Origin of the sequence: Veillonella criceti, from assembly GCF_900460315.1 — a bacterium.
GTDB lineage: Bacteria > Bacillota > Negativicutes > Veillonellales > Veillonellaceae > Veillonella_A > Veillonella_A criceti.
In genome coordinates, this window is sequence record NZ_UHIO01000001.1 from 1,409,669 (window position 1) to 1,435,505 (window position 25,837).

Genomic DNA, 25,837 nt, shown 5'->3' on the forward strand with positions numbered 1-25,837 from the left:
CTAGTAAATCAGTGTTTCCATTTCACCCTTTATAAAACCTTTTTTGCCATCATAATCTTGCTTTTGCAAGATACAAATTTGTTTATCTAACTCCCAAGACACTGTACAGTCATTAATCATATCACGACGAATGGAAATGGTATATCGTTGTAACCGACGTAAAACTTGTCTTAATTCTTTATAAATATCATCTCCCGACCAAGTAGTAATTTGACCCAAGATATCATATAACTTATTTAATAATGCGCTGCATTCTTCACTCTCATATGGCACAATAACAGTTACCGTATTATCATCAATCAGTCTAAAATTGTCTCCAGCTGTACGGAAACTTTGCTTTAAGATAGGATTTATCTTACTTCTTATTTTCTTACCACTTAATAAGGCTCTTACAAGATCAGCTTCTGATGCTGTTTTTTGAGAAAATTCATCATAAATACGTTGATTGGTACTTAACAAATCTAACATGGTTAACTTTATCTTATTTCCTTTAAATTTAATTTCATATTTTAATGCATCACCATCTTTATTTTGTAAATTTCTATACAATTCTTTATTATAGGCCACTAATAATTCATTAATAGAATTCGTCATCGTAAAGCTTGAATCCTCTTTATTAAAAATCCAATTATGTATATCTATTCTATCCAATATCGATTTAGTGGCTGTCCGGGCCATTTGAAACAAAGGAAGATAACTTAATTTTTCTTCCTTATAATTCATAATATACACTAAACCTTTTCGTTGCTTTTTTCCTTCACGATTACAACGTCCTGCTGATTGAATAATACTATCTATCCCAATTAATGAGCGATATACCACATCAAAATCTACATCTACCCCCGCTTCAATCAGCTTTGTACTAATACAAATAAGACGTTGATTACTTTCTCCTTTACGTAAAGCTTTTAATTGAGATTTTATCTTAACAATATAATCTAAACGGTGAGCTGCACACTGATTTGTTGTTAAATTATATAAAGAAATATCTTCTGTTTGTCCACTACCAATCAAAGCTACTTCTAACGCCTCATACAAGGTAGTCACTGCTTTCTTAGTATTAACTACTACTAAAATACTTTGCTCTGACTGAATCCGTTCTAAAAGATGATTAATTAATCCTTCTGTCGATAATGTAGCTTGATGGTTTTTGCCTAATAAACTTCTGTATTCCACTCGTGAAAAAATCTCATTAGTACTATTTTCTTTAGAGGTTAATTCAATCAACGGTACTTCCGTACCCTTAGCAAAGGTACGATAACCATAAATACAAGGATAACTTAACACCGCGCTCTGATCATAGCCAGGTGGCGTAGCCGTACAATGAATCAAAGTTACGCCTGCCATCTTAGTTAAAAAATTCATCATTAAATTATAGTTATAAATTATCTCAGGAGGCAAACTTTGAATTTCATCAATTATGATTGTTGAGTTTATCAATTTACAGAATCGACGAATTGAAGCCGCGCGACTGGCAAACAATGTATTACTAAGTTGTACAATCGTAGTTAAAACAACAGGAATCTCCCAAGACTCACGTAAATAATTTACATAACTATAGTCCTCGTCCTCTGTATATGAGTTTTCTAAAACTTGCTCATCACCTAATGTTTTTTCTTTATAATCATCAATAATGTTTGAATGGTGTTCTAAAATATAACTTTCTATGTCTGCTCTAGTCCCCCTTGCCGTTAAAACATCTTTAATTTCTTGCGCATTTTGCTCAAGAACAGATAAAAAGGCGGTCGTATAGAAAATCCGCTTCTTATTGAAATGTTTAGCATTTTCAATAGCAAATCTTAGCGCCGCATACGTTTTACCTGAACCTACTGGCATATCTAATTTAAAATTCCCTTGTTTACATTGAACGGCTTTTTCCAACACCTCATCCGCTAATGCTGTCCGCACACGATTTAATTCATTACTCGGCGCACCCAATTGTTTATAAAAGTTTGTAATTTGCTGACTCAACTCATCCCAAACAGTTTGCGTTTCTTCTTTACTATAGCGTTTATCCATAATATCTCGACCAAAATTAGCAGAGTCATAAATGTCACTTTCTTTCAAGATCGATAAGATCAATCGTGCTTGATAAGCCTCATAAGTAGCTTTTGCAATAGTACGTTCCACCTTATTGACCTTAGGATCATATTCCTGAAGTAATTCTTCTTTCAATGCATCCCATTTTGCAAATTCCTCATACCCTTGAATGAATAATTCCTCTAAAGTTTGATGATAATTTTCTACTAACCAATCATTTAACATGGTAAAAAATTCTTGCTCTTCTTCTTTATTTTCACCATAATTTTTTTGATATTCATTAATACGATATATAAACTTACATGAATTATCTTTAAATATATCAAAAAGGCCATGATGAGCTAAGATTGCATACTGCATGATTGCCAAATATAGTTTGCGTTGTCTCTGTTCACTTTTAGAAATAACTATTTGTTTTTCTTGTCCATTTTTCCAAACTGACTGGCTCACTTCTTTTAAATATCGAGCACCAGTATTGGAGTGAATAACTTTACCTTTTGTTTCACCATTAATATAGCTTTGAAAAGCCGTTGTCGCCTTGCCTGAATCATGTAGCAGTCCTACTAAGAAACACATTGTTGGTATACCAATCTCTTGCCCCATTTTTTTAGAATACTCTGCACAATTTTGTAAGTGTTCAAATATGTATTGTGTTTTAACTTCTTTGTTATACATATTAGCATGAACTATCATATTCATTAAAGAGCCCTCCTCAAAATTACCATTATCTTATGTCACATTATATCTCTATTATTCTAAAAATGCAATCTTAAAATCCAAAAAGAAAAAGTTCGTATCAAAATTGATACGAACCCTTCTTAATTGTAAATTAAATCCATATAAGCATCCTTCAATCCACACCGCCAAAGCGGAGACATAGGAGTAAACTCCCTATTACCTTTCAGTAATTCTACCTAAATTGTAACACAGAAGTTTTAACGACTTCAAACTTTCAATATATACATTTTAATATGAACCTTTTATATAACCTATCATACAAAAACACAGCAGGCCTATACAAGCCTGCTGCGTACTTTACCATAAGCCTAACATATGCCACCAAGCGGAACCTATGCCAAACCAAATTATTATATTAATAACAGATACTTGAAAACCTAACTTCCACCACATCGACTGCGATACGTAGCCAGCGCCAAAGTAAATTGGTGCCGGAGCTGCTGCATAGTGTGTTAATGACATACACAAGTTAGAAGCAAAGGCAAATACTAACACAGCCAAATACACGGGTGCTCCAGCTGCCACAGCAATCGTAATAAAAGCGGAATACAGGGCGGTAATGTGAGCGGTCAAACTTGCAAAACCATAATGAATATAAAAATAGATAAGCAATAAAATAGTCAAAGTAGCTAACCAAGATACACCAACTAAAGCACTACTGATATGAACTGACATCCAATCAATGATACCCGTCTTAGCAAGTTGACCAGCTAAGCCTACTAAAGTGCCCATCCAAATCAACGTATCCCAAGCACCTTTTTCATCTAATACGTCTTGCCATGTCAATATCTTCGTAATCAACATACTCGATACGCCTAATAGGGCCACTACAGTCGCATGAATACCCGTAATATTCGAAGTACTCCATAATAATAAAGCGCCTATAAAAATAATAGCTACCAATTTTTCAGCAGAACTCATCGGGCCCATATCCACTAATTCTCGCTGTGCTAATGCTTGTGCTTCTGGCGTTTTTTTCAACTCTGGTGGATACACCTTATACAAATAATATGGCACTACGGCTAAAGCAATCAGCCCCGGTACTATAGCGGCCAAAGCCCAAGTCCCCCAGGACATATTAATACCTAATGCTTGGCTAGCTAATAAGATAGCCAATGGATTACCGGCCATAGAGGTCATAAACATAGCTGATGTTATCGTATTGCCTTGATACTCTGCTTGCATCAAAAAGGCCCCTACACGCCGTGGATTCTTATCTGGTTCAGAATCAAAAGCTGAAGCTAACCCCCTAACGATAGGAAATAAAATACCTCCAGCACGTGCTGCATTGGAAGGTGTAGCCGGACTAATAATTAAATCGCTTAAAATAATAGTATAAGCTAACTTTAACGTACTTGTTCCCATTTTAGTAATTAACCAAAATGCAATACGTCGCCCTAACCCAGTTTTTATAAAACTTTTGGCAAATAAAAATGCCGCTACAATTAACCAAATACTACTATTACCAAAACCAGCTAACGCTTGGCTCGGTTTTAGAATATTTGCTAATTGAGTAATGGTAATACTAATAAATGCAATAGCCCCTATAGGTAATGGCTGCAATATAAAGCCAATAATGGTACTTAAAAATATCGCTAGCAAATACCAAGCCTGCGTCGTGAGCCCTTCTGGTACTGGCAAAACAGCAATTCCTACCCCTACTATGATAGGAACTATCCAAGACGCTATTGTTTTACTCCTATTGTTCATAACTATCCCTATCTTTACCTAATTATAAAGTTTTATCATTACTCTCAACAAGGACACGCTCTACTAATCCCGTTTATATTTAGGTACTTCTTGCTTCTGCAATACATTCCCTTCTGTATCAATACCCACAATAACGCGGTAACGATCAAAATATAATTTTTTAATCGACTCAGTCCCTAACTCAGGATACAGTACAATCTCAGCAGATTTAACACGAGCTGCATTAATAGCTGACGCACCACCAACACCTAATAAGGATACGCCACCATATTGTTTACACAAATCAGCTACATAAGGAGCTCGGTCACCTTTGCCCAAAAAGGCAACAACGCCTAATTGAAACATCATTTCCACAAAAGGATCCATACGTGCAGCGGTCGTAGGACCATTTGAATTAAATACTTGACCTGGCTGAGGTGGACATGGACCAGCATAATATACTAATTGATTGGTCCAATCTAATGGTGATTGTTCCCCTGCATCTAACAAATCTTTAATTCGTTTATGAGCTGCATCACGACAAGTATATACATAGCCGGATAGATATAAAACATCGCCTACTTTTAATTGTTTCACAAATTCTTTAGTTAATGGTAATTGTACGTCCCGTTCCATAATAGCCTCCTAAATAACTTCACTTGCTTGACGTGCTGCATTACATTGGAAATTAATAGCTACTGGTAGTGCTGTAATATGCACACCATGGTAATCAATATGTACATCTAACGCAGTTACAGTACCGCCCATACCAATAGGCCCAATGCCTGATTTATTAACAGCTTCCAAGAATTCTTCCTCTAATTCAGCATAATATGGATTCGAGTTACGTTCACCAATAGGACGAAGCAATGCTTTCTTAGCCATCCAAGCACAAGTATCCATAGTACCACCTACACCTATGCCAATAATATATGGTGGGCAAGGATTACCGCCTACTTTAGCTACGGTTTCAAGTAAGAATTGTTTAACCCCTTCTTTACCTTCACCAGGTAGCAACACTTTAAAAGCACCCATATTTTCACTACCGCCCCCTTTAGGCATAACGGTTACTTTTACTTGATTGCCTGGCACAATTTCAACATGTAACATGGCCGGTGTATTATCATTGGTGTTTTCACGATTTAATGGGTCTGCTACTACCGATTTACGTAAATATCCATTAGTATAACCACGTCTTACCCCTTCATTAACAGCGTCTTCTAATGGCATACCTTCCCAACATACTTCCTGACCACATTCTAATAGCACAACAGCTACACCTGTATCGTGACAACATGGCAATTGTTCTTTTTTAGCAAATTCACCATTTTCAACAATAATTTCTAATGACTGTTTTCCAATGGGGGATTCTTCAGTTTCTAACGCTTTGCGAAAAGCATCCATTACATTATCATTCAATTCACAACATGCTTTAATACATAATTTTTCAATGACAGGAATTAAGGCTTCTGTCTGTAATACTCTCATGTTAGACCTCCTAATACGCAATACACTAAACCTTTACTAACTACTTATAACGACTTTCGTTGGCATAATCATAACAACTGTATAACTTTTTGTGAAATATGTTATAATAATTATGCAATAAATATAATTTATACCACTAAATTTAATTTATGTTTTATGTATTTTTACATCTATCAATTTTTACATCCTAAATATATCCAATACGAAGAGGTCTTATATGGAGCTAAAACAATTAGAATTTTTTATTTCAGTAGCTGAATTGGGTAATATGACTAAAGCAGCCCAACAACATTATGTATCACAACCTAATATCACCGTGGCTATAAAAAAATTAGAAGACGAATTAGGCGTTGCATTATTTAAACGGGAATATAAAAAAATGACCTTAACAGAAAAAGGTCATCTGTTTTACAACTCTATAAAGCAAACACTAGCACAACTACAAAATGCCGTAGACGAAATCAAAGATGAACAACATAAGCTCTCTGGTACTGTTACCATTGGAATCCCGCCTATGATTAGTGCCTACCTATTTACACCTTTACTCGAACATTTTAGACAAGAATATCCGCAATGGGAGCTCAATGTCCTAGTAGAAGGCTCAGCCGGTGTATCTGAACGAGTGCTAGCCGAAGAAGCTGATTTAGGCATTGTCATTATCGATAACATATCCCCTAAGCTAGAAACTGTGCCCCTCTTTAAAAGTGAACATAAATTGTGTATCCCCAGCGAACACCCCTTTCATTCCCTTTCGCAAGTTCCTTTTGCCCTACTAAAAGAAGAATCCCTCATCTTAATGAAAATAGATTCTGTTCACCGCAAAAATGTACTCTCTCACTGTGAAGCCTGCGGCTTTTTGCCCAAAATTGTACTATCCTCCAACCAAATAGAAACTAACATTGATTCTGTATCTAAAGGAGTGGGATTATCCTTTCTACTAGATATTGCTAAGTTAAATAGAAATGATGTGAAATTAATTTCTATGGATCCACCCTTAACAGTTACCATCGGTTTAGTTTGGCGTAAAAATAAATATCTGTCCTATGCTATGAAAGATTTAATTAATTTTATTAAACATATTTCCTTTACACAACACTAACGAGTCCCACTATATGCCTTATTTTCAATAATCTAAGCATAAATTGGATTATAGGATAAAAATTCATAACATAAATACGAGGTTTACAACATATAATTAACCATAAAAAAGACGATTGCCTAAGGATATAGTCCTATAGACAATCGTCTTTTTTTGATTACATGATAAATACATTATCATATATTAGAAATATCTATTACATTCTTTCAAACTTATCTTTAGGTACACCACAAGTCGGGCATTCCCAATCAGCTGGTAAATCAGCAAATTTTACCCCTTCAGCCGCTTCATCATACACATAGCCACATACAGTACATACATATTTTTCGTTCATAAGTCATTCCTCCTTAGGAATAAAAAAATAAATATATAGCAACTTGTACAATCCTTATAAATCACCCATAATTTCCTTGGCAATCACATAGCCTTGAGTATAATTATGGCCTAGATTTAAGCCAAACACATCCAGTGGATAGTCAGTACTCCCATAGAAGTTACCAGCTACATTACCAGCTGCATAGAGCCCTTCAATCGGCTTATCTTCAGTATCTAATACTTGAGAGCGTTCATTGACGACCATCCCCGAACAGGAAACGGTAAAACGAATACGACGATGCGTACCGTAGAACGGTGCTTTAATGACTGGACACAATAATTCCTTAGCAACACCAAATTCTAAATCTTGTCCTTTGGCCGCCATTTCATTGTATCGTTGTACGGTAGCCACAAAGGTTTTAACATCTTTAATTTTAAGTTTTTCTGCTAATTCTTCTAGGGTATCTGCTTTAAAAGTAGCAATTAAGCCGGGCACAACGCCTGTATGTTCCACATCTTCTTCAGGCATCCATTTCTTAATCGACTCAAAATCTTCATAGCCATAGCCCATACTTTTAGCCTGTTCTATATAGTTGCTGTCAAAAATTTGACAATAATGGCCCTGATCTCCCTTGCTAGTTAAATAACAATTCATCAATTCCATACCGACAGATTCATCACAGAACCGCTTACCATTAAGTTTCACCCGCAAATATGGAGAATCCATCATAGAAGCCGGTCCAGAGTCCATATCATGAGCCATCTTCGTATGACCCACATTTTCCATACGACCGCCAGCCCAAGCAATCATCTTGTGACCATCACCATCATAGCCAAAACGCTTACGTCCTAAATTATCCATATCAGGCAAATAATAATGCATCATTTCATCATTATTCGCATAATCACCAGTAGCCACTACAACGGCTTTTTTCGCATTCAATTGCATATATCCGTCTGTTGATTTTGCAATGACTCCTGTAACACGCCCCGTTTCATCTTGCACTAACTGTTCAGCCGGTGTGCCATAATAAATGTCTACACCTTTTTGCTTGGCTAACGTACAAATAGCTTTCATACCTTGGCCTGTATTATAGGGTTTAGGCCCAAATACACAAGTTGTAAAGGTCAACTGCAAACCATGGCGTTTCAATAAAGGTTCATGGACTGACGTACCTACGTCTTTTACTTGTGCCCCTGCTTCTTTAGCCAATTCAATCGTACAACGTACCGCTTCCCCTGAATGCTGTGCCCACATGTCGATTAAACCACGCTTAGCACGATGATCAGCAGCCGCTTCTAATAGTGTCACTAAACGTTGTACATCATAAGGATTACTTTCTTCTAAAATAAGCCCTGCACCAAAATTACCACCAGCCATAGCTGATTTCAACTTTTGTACAATCGCTACCTTAGCCCCTAATTCAGCCGCCTTAAACGCACAAGGAATACCTGGAGACCCGGCTCCAATTACGACAATATCATACTCTTTAACAGCCTTGATATCTGTAATCGGATCAGGCTTAGCAAAAAATGATAATTGCCCATTCATACACATTACCTCTTTTCAAAACAGAATGTAATTCTTAAAATAAGAATCTTAAAAATACAAACGTCGAATACAAAGGTACTATATTCATCTTTATTGTACGCCTTATAACGAAAAATATCAATATGATGTAATAGAATCAAATGCTAACCCTGCATACCTCATTATAAACTACTTCCAAATCTGACGGTACACATTCATATTGCCAATTATATTTTAATATTATTTCTAACTATATTTTGATATTATTTCTCATATAAAGTATGATATACTAAATATGTACATTGTCCTATAAAAAATATTCTGCTAACAAGGAGATATAATTATGTTACCTGAGAAATTTTTTGAAGTTTTAAAATATGAAGGTGTAGTATCCATTACAACTTGGAGCGATAATGAAGCCCATGTAACCAACACCTGGAACTCCTACTTAAAAGTCAAGGAAGACGTATTACTCATTCCTGCAGCTGGCATGACATCCACTGAAGCTGACATTCAAAACAATAATCGAGTTATTGTTACTTTAGGAGCACGCGAAGTTGAAGGCTTCAACGGCTATCAAGGAACAGGATTCCGCCTTGAAGGTACCGCTAATTTTATAGCTGATGGTCCTATTTATGATGAAATGTATGCTGACTTTCCTTTCTTGAAACGCGTATTAGCCATAAATATCGAATCTGCTAAACAACTTTTATAATCTCGCCTAAGTCCTTCTATACTTTTAAAATTTTTATACTACAAAACGCTGTAATCGAACTATTGACTATACTATCTCAGCTTTGATTACAGCGTTTTGTTTTATTATATTATATTAATAACTTATAGATTGACTGTTTCACCATCTTCGGGAATGACAACTTGGTCGTTTAATTTCATACCATCTACATATTTTTTCATATCCTTACGACTAGTAGCTGTATGATTAACTGTATCCATATGTACAGTCAAAATTTTAGCATTTGGTGCTAAGTTAGCCGCTTTACCTACATCTTCAGTGCCCATAATGATACTATCTTCATATCCTAACACTTTGGCATAACCAGTGTTCATGATCATCACATCTGGATTATATTTATTAATAGATTTTGTTACTTCTGCTGTCCAAACAGTATCCCCCACTAAGTATACTGTTTTTTCATTTGGCATAGAAAATACGACACCCATCGCTTCACCAAGATTAGCCCCCAGTGCTTTATTTTCATACATTTCTTCAGTACCATGGGAACCATTGCGATGAGTCATAGTTACACCACCAAAAGTAGCACTTTCACTAAGTACGCGCACATCTTTAAAACCTTGCTTCTGAATTAATCTTTGATCATCTGTATGCTGAACATAAATAGGTATATTTTTATCTATACTTTGTGCCGCCACGTCATCCCAATGATCTAAATGTGTATGTGTTACAACAACAGCATCTACATCTTTTAAAATTTCATCAATAGACATTGGTAAATCTACTAACGGCATTCTCTGAGTTTCATTAAAACTGCCTTCAAAGCCAGGGTGACTATTTTTAGCTGCAAAAAATGGGTCAATTAAAATCGTTGTATCATTGTATGTTAATTTCCCCGTTGCATTCCGAATATGTTCATATGAACTATCTGCGGATGCAGTAAATCCCCAAGTTGTTAAAACCGCAGCGGCTAATAAAGAGGCGCCTATTTTTTTTAATTTCATAACTATAACTCCTTTGACGTTTCACATATAGTTTCAAATTACAATGTATTAAAATCTATCTCATAGTGAGATACTCTTTTCTATGGACTTAGTATAGCAATAATTGCTATACTAAACTCAACAAATATGAACAGACTGTCTATTAAATTGACACATTGTATACTTTTGTATAGTTTTATACGCTTTACAAATAAAGGAGCCCTAATGAACCAAAAACCCATGAGCCGCAAAGAATATACACGCCACCAGATTAAAGAAGGCCTGCTTTATGCTTTAACACAAGACTCATTTGATACATTAACCATTTCTAAAGTGAGTCAATTAGCTGGCATAACACGAGCCACATTTTATTTGCACTACGCCAATTTAACAGAAACGCTTTCAGATTTGCTAGATGATGCCATTTCAGCAGCAGGCCCTACTGACAATCACCAAAACAATCTATTAATTATTAATCAAACGTTACAAGCGGCCAGCACTATAGAAGAGTTACGTCAAGCCTATGATTCTATTTTTCATAAATTACCATTGTGTCAAAGAGTTTCAGCTGATACCAAATATATTCCTCTTTTTAAAGATACAACCTTAAGTGAATATATTATTCATAATTTGTACTATAAAGAGCAATCTGTCCAAGTACAAAACATAGCTACACAACTTAATATACCAACAGCTATTGCTACCTCTATATTCCTATTTTGTGTCCACGGCTTATACGCAATCAATCAACAATATAATTGGCAACGAAGTGATGACTGGCTAAAAGCACAAAAAGCACTATTTCAGTTTATGACAAAGGGCCTAACTAGTTTAAAAAACTTTACATTTTAGAAATGCTTACGTCTAAAACGCATAAACACATAAATAAAAAATACAGCACAAGGCTTTCACCTGTGCTGTATCTATGTTTCACTATGGAGCCGATAGCAGGATTTGAACCTGTGACCTACTCATTACGAATGAGCCGCTCTACCAACTGAGCTATACCGGCATGTCTACTTTGTTATTTTAGCGGATTTCACTCCAAACGTCAAGAAAAATACAATTTTACTAAATCACCTCAATAAATTATTCCATTAAAAAAGGCCGAGTTACACTCTGTGTACTCGGTCTTTTTCACGTTACCACAATTAAATACTAAACACTAAACAATCTAATTACCAACCTCGACCAGCACCTCCACCACCACCGGAGCCACCACCAAAGCCTCCACCTCGACCGCCAGATCCGCCGCCAAAACCACCGCCTCCGCGACCTCCACCAATCGAAATATGAGCCAACAAAAAGCGTGTAATGGCGCCACCGAAGAAGAAAAAGTCAAGAATAAGAAAGAGAATTACACCGCCACCAATGTACATCACTTCTTCATCGGAAAGTTCATCAGAATTAGCTGGACGCCGATTCCCCTCTTTCACGACACCTTTCATTTCCTTACTTATATCGGGATACACAATTTGAACCGTTTGCCAAACCGTAGCAACTATGCCACTACCATATTTCCCGTCTCTAAAATAGGGTAGAGCATACGTATCCAACAGCTGGCCTACTTTAGCATCATTCAAATCGCCTTCTAAACCATAGCCAACGGATAAATAAACACGTTTATCCTCCGTAGCTACAGCCATCACAAAACCATCATTTTTATTGCCATGGCCAACACCCCATCCGCGTAAAACAGTTAATGCATAATCAGCTGGCGCTTGCTCCCCAAAAGTAGGTACAACAACGACTGCTAATTGCCCTTTCCCCGATTTATCAAATTGAGTGCCTATGGCATTTAAAGTTTGAATCTCTTGCTGTGACAGCACCTTTGCCTGATCAACTACATATTGCCCCGTTGGTGGTTTCGCTGGAATCTCAGCATATACTACATTGATTAGCAAACTAAGTAACATCAATACTAACCAAAGTATTCGAGTGCTTTGGCGAATCTTATCATAACCTAGACCCTCGCTCACCCTATTTACGTTACAAGACATGCTGACCTCCTAACCTTATTCATAGTATTTAGAGCTAGTCTAATAGCCCTGAAGGATAAGTTTTAGAAAGATACGGTAGGCGCAGCCTGTGCACTTTCATCAGCTTGGAAATAAGCTTTTTGTTGGAACCCAAACATACCTGCATAAATCGATGTTGGGAATGTACGTACTTTCGCATTATAACCACGAACTACGTCATTATAATCCTTACGAGCTACAGCAATTCGGTTTTCAGTACCTGCTAATTCATCTTGCAAGGCTCTAAAGTTTTGATCTGCTTTTAAATTTGGATAGTTTTCTGTAATCATAAGCAAACGACTTAACGCATTCGATAATTCGCCATCAGCCTGGGACATTTCTTCCACAGAGCGGGCACCACCTAATTTAGCACGTGCATCGGATACCGCTTTAATAGCCTCTTGTTCATGAGATGCATAACCTTTTACCGTATTTACTAAGTTTGGAATTAAATCATTACGACGTTGCAATTGGGTCTGAACTTGAGCCAACTGATTATTCGTTGTTTCATCCATTTGTACCAAACCATTATAGCCACTTACCAACCACACTGCCATGACCGCAATAACTGCAATCACAATAAGCCATGTCTTTTTCATTCTTGTCCTCCCAAAATTTAATCTTCATCGTTCTTCGAATATTCATAACAAACAATATATCGAATTATATCGTATATATTTTATTATACTATATAATCCACTCTTTGTAATACTCTGTATGATGCTCTTTTTAATATATAGGCCCCTTTTTAAACCTAAAAAAATCTACGCCTTTGTAAACAATAAAGACGTAGATAATCTGTAGGACTCACCGTATTAAGTTAAATATTGATTCAAAGATTCGCAATACACAAACTAATCTAACTTCTTACAAGAAATCATTTTTCCATAAGAGAATCCCTGCAATAAACGTTGCTAACAAGGCAATGCTTACTACAAACATAAAGCCTTCGCCACCGAGCTCTTCAAATGGAACGGGCACATTAACGCCCCACAAGCTAAAAATAACGGTTGGTACAGCCAAAATAATCGTAACAGCGGCCAACAATTTCATGACCATATTTAGGTTATTAGAGATAATCGATGTAAACGCATTCATCATATTCATCAGAATATTGGAATACATTTCAACCATTTCAATAGCCTGTTTATTTTCAATAATAACGTCTTCTAACAAATCTTCGTCTTCTTCATACATTTTAAGTAGATGACGTACATCTTCATGGCTCCGAATCCGTAAAATGCGCTCCATTACAGTACCATTCGTTTTTAAAGCGGACGTAAAATACGTCATGGATTTCTGTAACTCTAGCAATTGGAAAAAGTCTTTATTTTTAGTGGTATGACGTAATTGGATCTCAATATCATCCGTACGACGATTGATTTGTTGTAAATATCGTAAGAACAAAGTCGCCGTACGATACATAATTTGAAATAAGAATCTTGTTTTCTTATAAGTATAAAATGTAGCCACTTGATTATTCAAGAAAGGATACATAACCTCTGACTCTTCTAAACAAACGGTAATAAAAAAGTCTGGTGTCAAAAAAATACCGAGTGGTACCGTATCATAACTATCGCTACCACGCAAGGCAGGAATGTTGATAACGACAAAGATATAGTTTTCTTCAATTTCCACGTGCGAACGTTCTTCCATATCCAAAGCAGTTTTCAAAACGTCCGTAGGGATTTCCGTCATAATATTGACAAGCGCCAGCTCATCGGGGTCAGGATTCACCAAGTTAATCCACGAGCCCTTTGTTGCATCAGCTACTGTTGTATCTGATATTAGCTCGCCGTCTTCATGTTTGTATACCGTGAGCATACGCCACCTCCCATTCATTTGCTTATTCTTTATACTTCATCATATCCAACCAAAGTAGGATTCGTCAAGTATAGAATCAGTGAAACAAGCATAAAAAACGCTCTTAGGACATATTATACACATTGTCTTTTCCCAAGAGCGTTTTAACCATAGGAGCGAAGCAAAAATTTAATAGAAATCACAATCGGACTTAATGGCTAATCCTTACTACGTGCCTACCACTATTTATTGTTTATACAAAATACGAATTGAATTTAAAATACAAAGAATGGACACTCCTGTATCAGCAAATACAGCCACCCACATATTGGCAAAACCAAACAATCCTAAGATCATAACCAAAATCTTAACACCTAAGGCTACCACTACATTCTGCCAAGCAATCGAAATTGTATTGTTAGCAATATTAAATGATTCCACTACAGAACTTATACTTGGGCGCATATACACTACATCGGCTGCTTCAATAGCTGCATCGGCGCCACTGCCCATAGCACCGCCTACATCAGCGCCTGCCAATACAGGGGCATCATTTATCCCGTCGCCAACAAACATTGTCGAGCCATATTCTTGTCGAAGTTCTTGCATAACGCTCAATTTATCAACTGGTAATAACTCAGCGCGGACAGCACTAATACCAGCCTCTTTTGCCATATAATCAGCACCTGCTTTTGTATCGCCAGTGAGCATAATAGTAGCAAGTCCTCGCTTAGTTAGCGCTAAAATAGCCTCTTTAGTATCCGTCTTTAATTTATCTGAAATCAAGATAGAGCCCGCATATTGGCCATTAATAGCAACCAATACTTCACTGCCATAAGCAGTAGACTCTGTAGGATATCCAGTAATCTGAAGTTCTTCCATGAGACGACGATTACCAACAGCTACCGTATCCCCCTTCACAATCCCGGTCATACCACGACCAGAGAGTTCAGCCAACTCCTCTACACTAGCAATAAACATATTCCGTTTTCTTGCTTCATTAGCGATACTAACGGCGACTGGATGTGTGGAACGCACTTCTAAAGCAGTTGCATGAGATAAGACAGACAACTCATCAAAGCCATCAGCACTATCAATTGACTGGACCGCAAATTCACCCGTCGTAATAGTCCCTGTTTTATCCATTGCAATTGCCTTCACCTTAGTTAAGGCTTCCATAGATAGACCACCTTTAAATAAGATTCCTACACGAGAACCACGGCCAATACCCGAGAAAAATGCCAAGGGCACACTCAATACTAGCGCACAAGGACAACTAATAACGAGGAAGGTCAACGCTGTATAGATCCAGTAAGACCAATTCCCTGTTATTAGAGAAGGAATAACTGCTACTAACACAGCTAATACAACGACTATAGGCGTATATACACGAGCAAAACGCGTAATAAAACGATCCAATTTAGGTTTAGTAGCGGCTGCATTTTCTACAGCATCTAAAATCCGCGTTACCATAGAATCTTTTAATTCTTTATCAACACGCATTAGAATTCGACCACTCTGATTAATACAACCCGATAAAATTTCAGTACCAGGACCCGCTTGTGCTGGCACTGGCTCACCGGTAACCGGTGCTGTATCGATGCGCGTTGTCCCTTCCATAACCGTACCATCTAAAGGGATCCGTTCTCCAGCTAATACTTCAATCGTCTGACCAATCCGCACATCTTCGGGGTTAACTAGACCTGTCTGGCCTTGAGCATCCACCACCCGGACTTGTTCTGGCCGCATATCAATAGCCTCCATAATCGCTGAGCGACTACGTTTCGTTGCTTTTTCTTCAAAATACGTACCGATGCGATAAAAAAGCATAACCCCTACGGCTTCAGACGTTTCACCAATAAACAATGCCCCAAGGGTGGCCACACTCATCAAGAAGTTTTCATCAAAAATCTGTCCAGAAACAATATTCTTTATGGCGGTCCATAAAATGCTCCAACCTAATAGCAAATAAGTGGCTACTAATATACCCCATTCAATGGACTTTGGAATTCCATCAACTAAAATATCAATCAGCATAACGATGGCACCAATAATAATTGGAATTATACTGCCTCCATGGTCATGCGCATGATCATGGGCCTGTTCACCTTTTGCTTTACGCTGATAAACCTGTACTTCCACGCCGTCTTCAACAGCATCACAAATGCCTTGAATTTCTGAAACTAAAGCTGTCGTGTCTGGTACCGTCGAGGTAATCCGCAATTGTCCCGTACCAATCGAAAAAGAGGCTGCACTAACCGTTTCTAATTTCTTAATTCGGTCTTCAATTTTAGCAGCACAGTTCGCACATGTTAAATTTTTAAGTAATAAAATCCGTTCCATTATTGACTCCTCGTGTGTCTGTCGATACTAAAATAATGATATAAATTTTGTGTCAGTAGGTAACTTAACCTCTATGTATTAAACATCTTATGTGCCTTACTTTTCTTAACATATGAACAATTATTCATATGTTTTATACTCTTATTATATATATTCCCTTGACACTTGTCAATATAAGAGGAATTGCTTATAAAATTTTATCATATTTAATATATTTAGAGCCCATATAACAAAAACACGGCTTTATTAAAAGCCGTGTCATGTGTTTGTCTAGTATAACTAGCATTTGTTGGAATGCCTTAGTGTTTCTATATTATGTGTCTATATAAGCAGTGACTACATTGCCCATACTCGTAATCGTGCGCCTTATATAGTTTATAATTAGTCTTCTTGACGATATGGTTCTTGACCAAGTTTGTAGAAGTCATTACCTTCGCTGTCGATAACTACGATAGCTGGGAAGTCTTCAACAGTTAATTCAGCCAAAGCTTCTGGACCTAAGTCACCATAAGCAATAACTTCATATTTTTTAATGGATTTTGCGATTAAAGAAGCAGCACCACCAACAGCAGCAAAGTAAGTTACGCCGTTTTTCTTCATGGATTCAACAACTTCTTTAGAACGAGAACCTTTACCAATCATGCCTTTAATCCCTTGATCAAGCATTGTTGGTGTGTAAGCATCCATACGACCAGATGTTGTAGGACCAGCTGCACCAATTGGATCACCAGGTTTTGCTGGGGATGGTCCAAGATAATAAACGATTTTATCATGCCAATCGATTGGCAATTCTTCGCCACGAGCTAATGCTTCTGTCATAACTTTATGAGCAGCATCACGAGCGCTATAAATTTTACCAGTAATCAACACGCTGTCGCCAGCACGAAGTGTTCTGGATACTTCTTCAGTTAATGGTGTGGTAATGTGTTTAGTTTCAGCCATTGTAATCTTCCTCCTCAAACATTAAATGATTTCTTCAGCATGACGGCTTGCATGGCAGCAAATTGTCACGGCTACAGGAAGACCAGCAATATGAGTAGCAGCCCATTCGATATTAACTGCTAACGCTGTAGTGGTACCACCAAGCTGAGGTCCAATACCAGTTTTGTTAATCATTTCTAACAATTCTTCTTCTAATTTAGCATATTCTGGCATGTCGTTACGTTTTTTAGTAGAACGAAGTAATGCTTTTTTGGAAAGCAATGCTGCATAGTCCATAGTACCGCCGATACCAACGCCAAGAACCATTGGAGGGCAAGGGTTAGGACCTGCTTTTTTAACAATTTCCATAACAGCATTTTTAACGCCTTCAACACCATCAGCTGGTACAAGCATTTTAACGCCAGATTTGTTTTCAGAACCGAAACCTTTAAGTTCCATGTCAATTTTAACTTTATCGCCAGGAACAATACGAGTGTAGATAATGCAAGGTGTATTGTTACCAGTGTTTTTACGATTGAATAAAGGTTCTGCTACTACGGATTTACGTAAGTACCCTTCTACATAACCTTTAGCAACACCTTCTTGAACAGCTTCTTCTAAGTTGCCGCCTTCGAAGTGTACATCTTGACCAACTTCTAAGAATACGATGGTATAACCAGTATCTTGGCAGATTGGACGATCTTCTTCACGAGCAATTTCAGCATTTTTAATAATTTGGTCTAATACAACACAACCTACTGGAGATTTTTCTGTTTCACGACCTGCTTTTAAGCCTTCATATACATCTTGTGGTAAATAGTAAGCCGCATTTTTACACATTTGGGCTACTGTTTCCGTCACTTTTGCTACATCGATAGTACGCAAAGTAATCCCTCCTCAACTTAAAACGAGTTTTCTGATGACTTAATCATAGCACACATGACAAACCCTTTCAAACAAGTCCTATGCAGTTTAATCAAGTATTTATGTCTAGTGATATTAATTCTCAAAACTATAAAATTAAAGATACTTACGATAGTTTATGTATTTAAAAACTACTATATAGGTGTTCATTATAATTCTTATATGTATCAATATGCAGTAAATATACATGCCTATGAAGTTATCTACAATACAAACAAGTAATAACTCCTAACCTTTACATCTTCTCCACTCTTATAACTCGATATTACTAAAATTCTCCATACTATATACATACGTTTTCTCTGCACATACTATACAAAGAGAGAGATTCATTACACAAATACAATGACCCATTAACTGGCATTAAGCACCTTACAGTTGCCAACTATATCGAAATCCCTATTTTTATTATTGATAATAATTACCAATTAATTATTTTATTTCACGCTTTTTGACGGTATTCAAATTTAAAAATGGACTTTTCGACCTATTTTTTTGACGTTTTACGGACACCTATACTCAATTGGTATAGCCTATTCCCCTTTTTTATCATTAATCTATGATGAAAAAATAGGGTTTCACAACCAAAAGTTATGAAACCCTATATTCTTACAAATTAATCAAATATTTCAATTGTAATCCACTTAGCAAATGATGTTATAACCACATCAATAATTAGAACTTTATTTAATAGCCCTTAGCTAACCTATTCAACAACTATCGCTTCCGATATACAATGGCACTACGATTCAAATAACGGAATGGGAAACTCAAGCAATGTACCAAACGACTAAATGGGAAAATAATACATACAATCATCCAAGATAACATATGTGCTTTAAAAATAGGCGGAATGTTGAGCATTAGTTCGGGCTGAGGCTGCATAATCAAAAGACTTCGGAACCACGGCCCAATATACGCACGATAATTAAAAGCACCATCGGCATTCATCATCGTTCCTAAAAAACCTGTCAAAATGGTAATTCCTAAAAAAGCAAAGAGCCACACATCCATGGACGATGTATTGACTTTCATATACGACGTACCAAAACGGCGTTTCATAAGCAACAAAAAGCCAACCACTAACAAAATACCAGCAAGGCCCCCAATATAAAGAGCCCCTGCATGATAAAGATGCTCGTCTACCCCTACCATTTCAGTCACTTCTTGCGGTACCAAGATGCCACCTACATGCCCCAAAAATACTAGCAATAAAGCAAAGTGGAACAAAGGACCAGCAATCCGCAATTGTTTTTTCTCTAAAAACTGACTTGATTTTGTCGTCCAATTGCGCTCTGATACCGTATAACGCACCGCCGACCCAATGATTAAAAAGGTAAACGCTATATACGGCAAGGCGACCCATACAAATTCACTCATCGTGTAGTCCCCTCCCAACGTTCAATAACTTGTAAAATCACATCTAAAATAAAAGCTTGTACCTGTCGACTATCAATCAGACGTTGTCGCAAAACCACTAAGCTTTCTTTACTATGAGCCAAAATAGGCAATGCCTCAGGTACACTCAAAGTGCTACAAAGTTCTAATAAAGCGGGCACATAATCAGGCAACTCTCTAGCTACATCAAAGCCATGCTTTTGATAAAACTCTTTATACACTAATAGTTCTGCCGCTTGTTCTTCTGCATTAGTCGCATCATATGACGTCAAATACATATTAGTATTGCCACTAAAATCAAACACACGCACATATTCATCCTCGTATTCGCGCTGTGTTTGACTCGTGATGTATTCTACAACCGAACCTAAACTCTCCTTTATCGGCCCCTCTGACCAAGCCGATAATTCAGCCTCTAATTCGTTTAATGCCGACCACCAAGTTTCACTAGGATAACTTAGTAAATACGCACATACTTGTAACACGTCTTGTTCTGTATACAACCGTTGTGTTGCCGCAGATGCTTGTGTTGGCGCCACCGTATTATTCATGGCAACCACCTCCTGAACAACCACTAGCACCGGCACTTCCAGAGCAGCCACCAAAGGCGCAATCACTAAAACCACCTACGCCTTGATGCAATCGTTTTTCTTCTTGTGAGGCATTCATACCAGCAGGAATTCTAAAGCGATCCTTATACTTAGCTACCCCTAATAAGCGGTACATATCATATAATGCATGAGGGCCATATTTTTCATCAAACTCTGTAGTCGCTTCCCCACGTGTACGCTGTTGCATATAGCGACGCAAATCTAATAATGTATCTAACACACGACGTATTACCACTTCATTGCCAGCTGACAACAATTGTGCTAAATACGCTACAGGAATACGCATGGCTTCCGCTTCAGGAAAATGTACGGATGACGCTTGTTTATGTAGAATAGGACTCATTGGTGGCACGTACCACACCATAGGTACTGTGCGATATTCTGCATGGAGAGGCAACGCAATCTGCCATTCTTTAATCAAGCGATATACCGGTGACTCTTTAGCCGCTTTTAACCAATTCTCTGGTATTCCCTGTTCACGAGCCATTTTTACAATGTCTGGGTCATGTGGATCTAAAATAACATCTAGCATATTGCCATAAATATCCTGTGAATTTTCAGTCGCTGCTATATCAGCCACTTTATCCAAATCATATAGTAGTACCCCTACATAACGCATGCGCCCTACACAAGTATCAGCACAAATTTGAGGTAACCCATTTTCTAGACGCGGATAACAGAACACACATTTTTCAGCTTTATTGGTCTGCCAATTATAATAAATCTTTTTATAAGGGCAAGCCGGTACACAATGGCGCCAACCGCGACATACATCCTGTGAAATAAGAACTACTCCATCTTCGTCACGTTTATAAATGGCCCCTGAAGGACAAGCCGCTACACAAGCAGGATTTAAACAATGATTACAAAGACGTGGCAAGTATTTCATAAAAATATCGTGGAAGTCAAGCGCAATATTTTGCCCTATGTTTTGCAAGTTTACATCAGCTCGAGCAGTACTACCTCCAGCCAAATCATCTTCCCAGTTAGGACCCCATTCAATCTCCATTTTCTCTTTTGTAATCAACGAACGGGGGCGTGCTACTGGTTGATTGTTTTTACGCTTAGAATGAATCAATGTTTCATAATCATACGTCCAAGGCTCAAAATAATCTTTCAATTCAGGTTGTTCAGGGTGAAAAAAGAGTTTCATTAAGCGATTGCCTTTGGAACCAGTAGCTAATTCCAGCTTGCCATTCTTTAACACCCAACCGCCTTTCCAGCGATTCTGGTCTTCCCAATGTTTCGGATAACCTATACCAGGCTTCGTTTCCACATTATTAAAATACATGTATTCGGCCCCTTCACGGTTAGTCCACGTATTTTTACAAGTAATCGAACAGGTATGACAGCCGATACATTTATCTAAATTCATGACCATGGAAATTTGTGCTTTAATCTTCAAGCCAATCAACCTCCTTCATCTTACGCACTACCACAAGCATGTCGCGTTGATTACCGGTAGGTCCGTAATAGTTAAACCCATAACTTAATTGTCCATAACCACCAATCATATGGGTTGGTTTCATATGAATACGCGTTGGCGTATTATGTGTACCGCCCCGGCCACCAGTCAAACTAGTGCCAGGTACATTAATATGACGATCTTGCGCATGGTGCATATACACTAGCCCTCGTGGAATACGTGGCGTCACTACCGCCCGCGAAGCCACTACACCATTGCTATTGTATAATTCAATCCAATCATTATCGGTGACGCCAATTTCATTGGCATCGTCCTCGTTAAGCCATACGGATTGACCACCACGGAATAAGGTAAGCATCTGTGGCGTATCAAAGTACATACTATGAATGCTCCACTTATTATGAGGCGTTAAATATTTGAGTGTAATTTCTCGAGTGCCATCATTTGGCAGAGCTTCTCGCATAGGCGCATAAGCTAAGATTGGTTTATATGTAGCCATTTGTTCGCCCCATTCCGCCATCATATCATGATCTAAGAAATAGGATTGACGCCCTGTAATGGTACGGAATGGCATGAGTAATTCCACATTATTCGTAAACGGCGTATAACGGCGATTATCTTTACCATTACCAGTAAAAATCGGCGTGCTAATAACCAAGCGTGGTTGAGCCACAATATCTTCAAAGGTAATGTGTTCACCACTACGGCCACCTGTCATTTTGGTTAAATCCGTAAGGCCTGTTAATTCTTCCGCCTTAGCCCAGCTCTTATGTGCAACGGCCCCATTCGTAGCAGAAGACATGGTAAGTACCGCTTGGCAAGCTTGGTACGCATCTTCAATCGAAGGACAACCAATCCCTACATCACCAGTAGCAACCTCCGTCATATTACCGGCCTTAACACCACCTAGACTAGCATCACGAATCACACCGTTACGAGCCTTTAATTCTTCATACTGCTCACCAATATTGACAGCAATCCCATGAGCGCCTACGGCTCCATTCGCTAAATTAGGACCTAACGCACGTTGTTTTTCAAAAATACGCGTATAATCACGCGTCACTTCTACCAGTTGAGGCATTGTTTTACCTGGAATTGGTTCACATTCACCACGGCTCCAATCCTTCACCACTCCACCTGGTTGCGCTAATTCTGCTTCAGAATCATGTTGCAAAGGCATCGCCACCATATCACGGTATACAGGCATATTCACTTCTTTTGCTAGTTTTGAAACGGCTTTGCCTAAAGTTAAGAATATATCCCAATCGGTCTTAGCTTCCCAACCTGGATCAACAGCAGGCTGGAAAGGATGCACAAACGGATGCATATCGGTTGATGACAAATCTGTCTTTTCATACCAAGTTGCGGTCGGTAATACAATGTCAGAATATAAAGCAGACCCAGCCATGCGGAAGTCTAAATCAACCAGCAAGTCCAACTTGCCTTCACCTGCCTGTTCACGCCACTTAATTTCTGTTGGTTTTGCTACAGGCTCGTTATTTTCTAAAAGGCCATTTTTCGTACCTAACAAATGTTTCATAAAATATTCGTGCCCTTTAGAAGACGAAGTAATTAAATTTGCCCGCCATACTATAAGATTGCGCGGGAAGTTTTCTGGTGCATCTGGATCTTCCACAGCAAAGCTTAATTCTTTCTTCTTTAATTGCTCGGCTACAAACGTTTTTACATCGCCAAACTCTGTAAGACCTGCTTGTTTAGCCTCCTCAAAAATAGCTGCTCCACTTTTATTAAAGGTTGGATAGGAAGGCAACCAACCAAGACGAGCCGCTAATACATTATAATCACCTACATGACGATATCGTGGCGATGCCAATGGCGATACTAAATCATCTGTATCCATTTCATCAGTACGCCACTGATCCGTAGCGAAATAGAAAAAAGACGTACCATTTTGTAAACGAGGAACTGGCTGCCAATCTTTAGCACTCATAATAGCGCCCCAACCTTCAGCAGGACGAAGTTTCTCCTGGCCTACATAGTGCGCCCAACCGCCACCATTTTTACCTTCACAAGCACAGAATAGTACAAGGTTCAATACAGCGCGATAAATTACATCCGCATGGAACCAGTGATTGATACCACCACCCATAATAATCAGGGAACGACCACCCGTAGCAATCGCATTATCTGCAAATTCACGAGCTGTATGAATCACCATGTCTGGTGCAATGCCGGTATATTTTTCTTGCCAAGTTGGGGTAAATGGCGTATCACTGGTGTAGTCCGTATTAACAGCACCACCTAAACCTCGGTCTACGCCATAATTAGCAAGTAGTAAATCATAAACTGTCGTTACATACACCACGCCCTCACGGGTATGCAACCGTTTCACTGGCACATGACGGTCTAATGTTTGCTTGTCATCTAAATGGCCAAAAAACGGCAATGTAACTGCCTTAATCTCATCTTTACTATCAATAAAGGAGAGTACGGGATTAATCGGTGCTCCATTTTCACTATTTTCAAGCTTCAAGTTCCACTTTGACTTATCGCTCCAACGATGCCCCATTTGACCATTAGGAATCACCAATGAATCAGTCGTTTCATCTAATACATAGTACTTAAATTCACTATGTGCGGACTTGTCGCCCATCGTTTTAGCTGTTAAGAAATGGCCCGCCACTAACTTGCCATCTTGTTCTTCTAATTGCACGAGGAATGGAAAATCCGTATATCGTTTGGCATAGTCCACAAACATAGGCGTCGTATTATCTACATAATATTCTTTTAAAATAACATGTCCCATAGCCATAGCAAGAGCGCCATCAGAACCCGCTTTCACATTCAACCAAGTGTCCGCAGCGGTAGTCGATTCCGCATAATCAGGGGATACGGAGATAACCTTAGTGCCTTTATAACGTACTTCTGTTAGAAAATGAGCATCTGGCGTACGAGTCTGAGGAACATTGGACCCCCAAGTCATAATATAGCCTGCATTATACCAGTCACTACTTTCCGGCACATCCGTCTGATCACCCCACACTTGAGGACTAGCTGGTGGCAAATCGGCATACCAATCATAGAAACTAAGGCAGGCACCACCCATAAGGTTCATGAAACGAGCGCCTGCTGCATAGCTAATCATAGACATAGCTGGAATTGGTGAAAACCCAAAATTACGATCTGGGCCATAGGTCTGCACGGTATATAACATAGAGGCCGCTGTAATTTCTGAGGCTTCTTCCCATGTAGAACGGACAAAACCGCCCATACCACGAGCCGATTTATAACGTTTCGCTTTTTCTGGGTCTGTCACAATCGATTTCCAAGCTTCTAACGCATTAGGATATTCTTTTTTAGCGGCACGCCACATATCCGCCAATTCACCACGTACATACGGGTATTTCACCCGCAAAGGGCTGTACATATACCATGAAAACGATGCCCCGCGCGGACAACCACGAGGCTCAAAATCTGGCATATCTGGACTTGTTTCAGGATAATCATGATTCTGATTTTCCCAAGTGACAATGCCATTTTTGACAAAAACATTCCAACTGCAAGAACCTGTACAGTTAACGCCATGTGTTGAACGCACTACTTTGTCGTAAGACCAACGATTGCGATACATGGATTCCCAGTCACGGCCTCCTTCATAAATGGCTTGATGACCTGATTCACTTTTATTTTTAGGTGCTAAATAGGAAAATTTCTTAAAGAACGTGTTCATGCTGTGTCCCTCCTTATTACTTTCAGCATACCAAAGGAGGCCTTTAGGTTATGTGATTTTAATCACACAAGATAAATAAATTTAATCCATTTAGACACGTTCCGTTAAATTCTCTAATAAACCAC

General features: G+C 38.3%; 20 protein-coding genes and 1 tRNA gene. 3 read left to right on the top strand and 18 right to left on the bottom strand.

Annotated features, from left to right (window positions below; translation table 11 throughout):
- The 4 genes from cas3 to DYE54_RS06380 all read right to left on the bottom strand — a co-directional run bounded on the left by cas3 (nt 1) and on the right by DYE54_RS06380 (nt 5,955).
- Entirely contained in the window at nt 1-2,739 is a 2,739-nt protein-coding gene (gene cas3, locus DYE54_RS06365) for a CRISPR-associated helicase Cas3' (RefSeq protein ID WP_115310451.1), read from the bottom strand.
- Between the two features lie 336 nt (nt 2,740-3,075).
- On the bottom strand, nt 3,076-4,488 hold the full coding sequence (locus DYE54_RS06370; RefSeq protein ID WP_115310452.1) for an anion permease: 1,413 nt from the start codon (nt 4,486-4,488) through the stop codon (nt 3,076-3,078).
- 63 nt (nt 4,489-4,551) lie between these two features.
- On the bottom strand, nt 4,552-5,103 hold the full coding sequence (locus DYE54_RS06375) for a FumA C-terminus/TtdB family hydratase beta subunit (RefSeq protein WP_115310453.1): 552 nt from the start codon (nt 5,101-5,103) through the stop codon (nt 4,552-4,554).
- 9 nt (nt 5,104-5,112) lie between these two features.
- Nucleotides 5,113-5,955, bottom strand: a complete 843-nt coding sequence (locus DYE54_RS06380; RefSeq protein ID WP_115310454.1) for a fumarate hydratase — start codon at nt 5,953-5,955, stop codon at nt 5,113-5,115.
- A 217-nt stretch (nt 5,956-6,172) separates the two neighbouring features.
- Here DYE54_RS06380 and DYE54_RS06385 point away from each other — a divergent pair, with 217 nt between their 5' ends.
- On the top strand, nt 6,173-7,054 hold the full coding sequence (locus DYE54_RS06385; protein WP_115310455.1) for a LysR family transcriptional regulator: 882 nt from the start codon (nt 6,173-6,175) through the stop codon (nt 7,052-7,054).
- A gap of 196 nt (nt 7,055-7,250) precedes the next feature.
- On the opposite strand, the gene DYE54_RS06390 is transcribed toward DYE54_RS06385, so the two are convergent.
- Nucleotides 7,251-7,388 (bottom strand): rubredoxin, encoded by a 138-nt coding sequence (locus DYE54_RS06390; protein WP_115310456.1) that lies wholly within the window; start codon nt 7,386-7,388, stop codon nt 7,251-7,253.
- A 54-nt stretch (nt 7,389-7,442) separates the two neighbouring features.
- Nucleotides 7,443-8,921 carry an FAD-dependent oxidoreductase gene (locus tag DYE54_RS06395; RefSeq protein ID WP_115310457.1) on the bottom strand — a complete coding sequence of 493 codons (1,479 nt, stop codon included), beginning with the start codon at nt 8,919-8,921 and terminating at the stop codon, nt 7,443-7,445.
- Between the two features lie 322 nt (nt 8,922-9,243).
- Between DYE54_RS06395 and DYE54_RS06400 the strand changes: the two genes are divergently transcribed.
- Nucleotides 9,244-9,615 (top strand): pyridoxamine 5'-phosphate oxidase family protein, encoded by a 372-nt coding sequence (locus DYE54_RS06400; protein ID WP_115310458.1) that lies wholly within the window; start codon nt 9,244-9,246, stop codon nt 9,613-9,615.
- 122 nt (nt 9,616-9,737) lie between these two features.
- On the opposite strand, the gene DYE54_RS06405 is transcribed toward DYE54_RS06400, so the two are convergent.
- Entirely contained in the window at nt 9,738-10,598 is an 861-nt protein-coding gene (locus DYE54_RS06405; protein ID WP_115310459.1) for an MBL fold metallo-hydrolase, read from the bottom strand.
- A 204-nt stretch (nt 10,599-10,802) separates the two neighbouring features.
- On the opposite strand from DYE54_RS06405, the gene DYE54_RS06410 reads away from it, so the two are divergent.
- Nucleotides 10,803-11,429 carry a TetR/AcrR family transcriptional regulator gene (locus DYE54_RS06410; RefSeq protein WP_115310460.1) on the top strand — a complete coding sequence of 209 codons (627 nt, stop codon included), beginning with the start codon at nt 10,803-10,805 and terminating at the stop codon, nt 11,427-11,429.
- An 84-nt stretch (nt 11,430-11,513) separates the two neighbouring features.
- Here DYE54_RS06410 and DYE54_RS06415 read toward each other — a convergent pair.
- The 11 genes from DYE54_RS06415 to DYE54_RS06465 all read right to left on the bottom strand — a co-directional run bounded on the left by DYE54_RS06415 (nt 11,514) and on the right by DYE54_RS06465 (nt 25,712).
- Nucleotides 11,514-11,589 (bottom strand) — tRNA-Thr (locus DYE54_RS06415).
- Nucleotides 11,590-11,755: 166 nt separating this feature from the next.
- Nucleotides 11,756-12,577, bottom strand: coding sequence for a TPM domain-containing protein (locus DYE54_RS10115; RefSeq protein ID WP_147285263.1), 822 nt, complete (start codon nt 12,575-12,577; stop codon nt 11,756-11,758).
- Nucleotides 12,578-12,639: 62 nt separating this feature from the next.
- Entirely contained in the window at nt 12,640-13,194 is a 555-nt protein-coding gene (locus DYE54_RS06425) for a LemA family protein (protein WP_115310461.1), read from the bottom strand.
- 268 nt (nt 13,195-13,462) lie between these two features.
- On the bottom strand, nt 13,463-14,419 hold the full coding sequence (locus DYE54_RS06430) for a magnesium transporter CorA family protein (protein ID WP_115310462.1): 957 nt from the start codon (nt 14,417-14,419) through the stop codon (nt 13,463-13,465).
- Nucleotides 14,420-14,644: 225 nt separating this feature from the next.
- Complete coding sequence (locus DYE54_RS06435) at nt 14,645-16,741, bottom strand: heavy metal translocating P-type ATPase (protein WP_115310463.1); 2,097 nt, start codon at nt 16,739-16,741, stop codon at nt 14,645-14,647.
- Between the two features lie 381 nt (nt 16,742-17,122).
- The gene (locus tag DYE54_RS06440) at nt 17,123-17,683 is read right to left on the bottom strand and encodes a Fe-S-containing hydro-lyase (protein WP_115310464.1); all 561 of its coding nucleotides are present in this window, start codon (nt 17,681-17,683) and stop codon (nt 17,123-17,125) included.
- A gap of 21 nt (nt 17,684-17,704) precedes the next feature.
- On the bottom strand, nt 17,705-18,547 hold the full coding sequence (locus DYE54_RS06445) for a fumarate hydratase (RefSeq protein WP_115310465.1): 843 nt from the start codon (nt 18,545-18,547) through the stop codon (nt 17,705-17,707).
- A 756-nt stretch (nt 18,548-19,303) separates the two neighbouring features.
- Nucleotides 19,304-19,966 (bottom strand): respiratory nitrate reductase subunit gamma, encoded by a 663-nt coding sequence (narI, locus tag DYE54_RS06450; protein WP_115310466.1) that lies wholly within the window; start codon nt 19,964-19,966, stop codon nt 19,304-19,306.
- Nucleotides 19,963-20,535, bottom strand: a complete 573-nt coding sequence (gene narJ, locus DYE54_RS06455; RefSeq protein WP_115310467.1) for a nitrate reductase molybdenum cofactor assembly chaperone — start codon at nt 20,533-20,535, stop codon at nt 19,963-19,965. The genes narI and narJ overlap by 4 nt, the downstream gene beginning before the upstream one ends.
- Nucleotides 20,528-22,000, bottom strand: a complete 1,473-nt coding sequence (gene narH / locus DYE54_RS06460; RefSeq protein ID WP_115310468.1) for a nitrate reductase subunit beta — start codon at nt 21,998-22,000, stop codon at nt 20,528-20,530. Before narH ends, narJ begins: the two co-directional genes overlap by 8 nt.
- A complete protein-coding gene (locus DYE54_RS06465) occupies nt 21,990-25,712 on the bottom strand; it encodes a nitrate reductase subunit alpha (protein WP_115310469.1) in 3,723 nt (1,240 codons plus the stop codon). Before DYE54_RS06465 ends, narH begins: the two co-directional genes overlap by 11 nt.
- Nucleotides 25,713-25,837 lie beyond the last annotated feature (125 nt).

Bases quoted from the DNA above. Each gene is read 5' to 3' on its own strand.
- cas3 (WP_115310451.1), bottom strand. From the start codon at position 2,739: ATGAATATGATAGTTCATGCTAATATGTATAACAAAGAAGTTAAAACA.
- DYE54_RS06370 (WP_115310452.1), bottom strand. From the start codon at position 4,488: ATGAACAATAGGAGTAAAACAATAGCGTCTTGGATAGTTCCTATCATA.
- DYE54_RS06375 (WP_115310453.1), bottom strand. From the start codon at position 5,103: ATGGAACGGGACGTACAATTACCATTAACTAAAGAATTTGTGAAACAA.
- DYE54_RS06380 (WP_115310454.1), bottom strand. From the start codon at position 5,955: ATGAGAGTATTACAGACAGAAGCCTTAATTCCTGTCATTGAAAAATTA.
- DYE54_RS06385 (WP_115310455.1), top strand. From the start codon at position 6,173: ATGGAGCTAAAACAATTAGAATTTTTTATTTCAGTAGCTGAATTGGGT.
- DYE54_RS06390 (WP_115310456.1), bottom strand. From the start codon at position 7,388: ATGAACGAAAAATATGTATGTACTGTATGTGGCTATGTGTATGATGAA.
- DYE54_RS06395 (WP_115310457.1), bottom strand. From the start codon at position 8,921: ATGAATGGGCAATTATCATTTTTTGCTAAGCCTGATCCGATTACAGAT.
- DYE54_RS06400 (WP_115310458.1), top strand. From the start codon at position 9,244: ATGTTACCTGAGAAATTTTTTGAAGTTTTAAAATATGAAGGTGTAGTA.
- DYE54_RS06405 (WP_115310459.1), bottom strand. From the start codon at position 10,598: ATGAAATTAAAAAAAATAGGCGCCTCTTTATTAGCCGCTGCGGTTTTA.
- DYE54_RS06410 (WP_115310460.1), top strand. From the start codon at position 10,803: ATGAACCAAAAACCCATGAGCCGCAAAGAATATACACGCCACCAGATT.
- DYE54_RS10115 (WP_147285263.1), bottom strand. From the start codon at position 12,577: ATGTCTTGTAACGTAAATAGGGTGAGCGAGGGTCTAGGTTATGATAAG.
- DYE54_RS06425 (WP_115310461.1), bottom strand. From the start codon at position 13,194: ATGAAAAAGACATGGCTTATTGTGATTGCAGTTATTGCGGTCATGGCA.
- DYE54_RS06430 (WP_115310462.1), bottom strand. From the start codon at position 14,419: ATGCTCACGGTATACAAACATGAAGACGGCGAGCTAATATCAGATACA.
- DYE54_RS06435 (WP_115310463.1), bottom strand. From the start codon at position 16,741: ATGGAACGGATTTTATTACTTAAAAATTTAACATGTGCGAACTGTGCT.
- DYE54_RS06440 (WP_115310464.1), bottom strand. From the start codon at position 17,683: ATGGCTGAAACTAAACACATTACCACACCATTAACTGAAGAAGTATCC.
- narI (WP_115310466.1), bottom strand. From the start codon at position 19,966: ATGAGTGAATTTGTATGGGTCGCCTTGCCGTATATAGCGTTTACCTTT.
- narJ (WP_115310467.1), bottom strand. From the start codon at position 20,535: ATGAATAATACGGTGGCGCCAACACAAGCATCTGCGGCAACACAACGG.
- DYE54_RS06465 (WP_115310469.1), bottom strand. From the start codon at position 25,712: ATGAACACGTTCTTTAAGAAATTTTCCTATTTAGCACCTAAAAATAAA.